Raw genomic sequence first — 2798 nt, 5'->3', positions numbered from 1 at the left:
GGCTTTAACTTATCTAAACGCAGTACACCAAGCTTTTTCTCTGTGGTTTTATCTTGCACGAGATAAAAAAAGTCAGAGGTTGATGCTAATTTTCGCCGCATCCAGTCCTGATGCTCTTCCCATGTGGGTACATTACTATTTAATGCGAATTCACGAGTCTTGGGGTGGCATTGCCATTCATAAACCGTTCTGATATCACCATGATTTGCAATAACTAGTTGCAGGTTAGAATCACGATTAGGCTCAATAAGCTGAGCTATTTCCAATACCAATCTTCTTACCCCTAAACCATCACACAGCTTTAAATTCGCTGTATAAAGCTCATCCCACAGGCTTAACGCACGCTGATAAGTAGGTAATATATCAGACTCAATGTCTTCTAAGGTGACTTTGAGTATCGCTTTATGCAATTGTAATTGAGAACAAATTGTTGCTTGATTATCAGCTAGTGGTATCAGAATACTAGGTAAGCCAAGACAAGCCCGCTCCCAACTTGTGGTACCGGGCGCGCCAATTGCTAGATCATGCTTGAGCATTAAAGAGGCCATATCGGCCTCAAAATCTTGATGACGAACATGGCTATGTATGTCACACCATTGTTTGACTTGCTCATAATGTGGGGCTCTAGGACTCAGTAAAACAGTGAAGTTAGCACTAATTTCACCAACAAGACTTTGCAAAGATTTTAGGGTAGCGTTAGGGTTATCAATACCCCCCATAGAGATTAACACTTTCGGCTTCGCTCCTGGTCCCTTACGATGGCAAGCTTGCTCTCTTAATGCAGCAAAATTGGGGGCCAAAATTGCATACTCACTGCCAGTTAAAGCACGGGCCGAACCGGGATAGTCAGTGCACTTGCGCCCTAATGTTTGATCGATTATTAAGTCTGCATAGTGCTCTCGAACAAGATCATCGATAGCGACTAGAAAACAGCTAAGAGCTTGTTTAACAAGTTTTTGCCAAGGTTTACTGATTGCATAATGGTCAGTTATGACCAGATCTGCTTTACCGACCACTTGAACAAAATCTAATGCATCCTCAGAGAAACTTCGCTGGAGCCAAGCGTCGTAATCAGCCTCATATTTCGGTATACAGGGCTCTTTAGAAGGGGTCAATTTAATGACTTCAAAGCCACGTTCTTCAATATAGGAAATCATATCCCCTGACTGCGGTAAACACGCAAAGTAAATATCATCCCCCCGTTGTTTTAATGCACCTGCAAGCACTAAACAACGCATCACATGTCCACTACCAATCCAGCCAGAGGCATCAACTCTAAAGACAACTCTCATAAGAACCTAGTTAGTTTAACGCTATATATAATGCTTCGGCCAAATCCCAATCCTCAGGAGTATCAATATCTTGAACCCGACTCCTAGGTAATAAAACCACGCTTGAGTGGTTAGCAAATATCGCCTTTCTTTCTAAAAATGCTTCCGTTTTCCCCCAATAAAACTGACCAGCGTCATGATATGCTTCTTCTAAGTCCTGAGAGCGCACTTGTTCATTTTCAGGGGAAAACATTGCCACTTGCCCCTCAGGTGAGATCCTTATAGCTCGCTGAATAGGGAACGGGAACGTAGCGGCACTAAAAACAAACTCAAATCCCCCCTGATTGAGCTTATCCAAACCTTGTTGAAGGTACCCAGGGGTGACAAAAGGAGCCGTCGCATACAAACAACAAACAGCGTCGATGTTCCATCCATTATCCTTGCACCACATTAGAGCGTGCTGCATGACATCCATTGTCGTCGCATAATCATCAGAAATATCAGCAGGACGCAAAAATGGTACCTCAGCACCGTATTGCTCCGCTACCTCGGCGATTTCAGCATCATCCGTAGAGACTATCACCTTATCAAAACACCCTGAAGTAATGGCAGCTTCAATAGGGTAAGCAATCATCGGTTTACCATGAAAGTGTTTAATATTCTTGCGAGGAATACGCTTACTGCCACCACGCGCCGGGATAACTGCAATTTTCATCATTAACTCCTAACGCTAACCCCTTGCTGAGCAAGGTAGCTCTTCGCTTCATTAGGGGTCTGCTCTGTAAAATGGAACATAGCAGCAGCAGCTAGAGCGTCCACACCTGAATAATCAAAAGCATGATGCATATCTTGATAATCTTTAGCACCGCCACCGCCAATCACTGGGATACTAACGCTATCAACAGCTAACTTAAAAAGTTCACTATCGTAACCTATCATCGAACCATCGATTTCAATACGGGTTACCAATAACTCACCCGCACCATAAGACTCAATCATCCGAGCTGCATCGACAAGGGTATATTTTGTCTCTAACTTACCTGAGTGGGTAAATACCTTGTATTCACCCTCCACTTTCTTAACATCGAGAGAAACAACAATACATTGATTACCAAACGTTTCAGAGGCTTCTTTAATCAGTTCAGGGGTCTCTATTGCTGATGTATTGATAACCACTTTGTCCGCGCCAGCAAGTAACACCTTGCGGATTTGTTCAACAGTTCTAATCCCACCGCCGACAGAAAAAGGCATAAAACATTCATCGGCGATATCGTGAATAAGCTTATAGTCTGGCTCACGTTTTTCCACTGTCGCATTAATATCCAGAAATACCAGTTCATCGACATTACGCATGTTGTAGATTTTAACAGTCTGTATAACTGAACCAGTCCGTCGCCAAGCATTAAAACCTTCGCCTTTTACTAAGCCAAAGTCCGCATACAACATGGTTGGAATAATCCGTCGTTTTAACATACTTACAATTCCAAAAAGTTTTGTATTAATTTAAGGCCAAGCTTTTGACCTGTC

3 protein-coding genes are annotated in these 2798 nt (G+C 42.9%); all 3 read right to left on the bottom strand.

The features are described 5' to 3' along the window. A partial coding sequence (gene pseG, locus BCT81_RS20200; protein ID WP_102425597.1) for a UDP-2,4-diacetamido-2,4,6-trideoxy-beta-L-altropyranose hydrolase occupies nucleotides 1-1292 on the bottom strand: 1292 nt, incomplete at its 3' end. Nucleotides 1293-1302: 10 nt separating this feature from the next. Further along, the gene (pseF, locus tag BCT81_RS20195) at nucleotides 1303-1986 is read right to left on the bottom strand and encodes a pseudaminic acid cytidylyltransferase (protein WP_102425596.1); all 684 of its coding nucleotides are present in this window, start codon (nucleotides 1984-1986) and stop codon (nucleotides 1303-1305) included. A 2-nt stretch (nucleotides 1987-1988) separates the two neighbouring features. After that, nucleotides 1989-2744, bottom strand: coding sequence for an imidazole glycerol phosphate synthase cyclase subunit (locus tag BCT81_RS20190; protein WP_102425595.1), 756 nt, complete (start codon nucleotides 2742-2744; stop codon nucleotides 1989-1991). Between the last annotated feature and the right edge of the window lie 54 nt (nucleotides 2745-2798).

Origin of the sequence: Vibrio sp. 10N.261.52.A1, assembly GCF_002876325.1 — a bacterium.
Taxonomy (GTDB): Bacteria; Pseudomonadota; Gammaproteobacteria; order Enterobacterales; family Vibrionaceae; genus Vibrio; species Vibrio chagasii.
Note: the sequence above shows the minus strand (reverse complement) of the source record. Positions and strands in the feature narration are given on the sequence as shown.

Coding starts and splice junctions, on each gene's coding strand:
- pseF (WP_102425596.1), bottom strand. CDS start 1,986: ATGAAAATTGCAGTTATCCCGGCGCGTGGTGGCAGTAAGCGTATTCCT.
- BCT81_RS20190 (WP_102425595.1), bottom strand. CDS start 2,744: ATGTTAAAACGACGGATTATTCCAACCATGTTGTATGCGGACTTTGGC.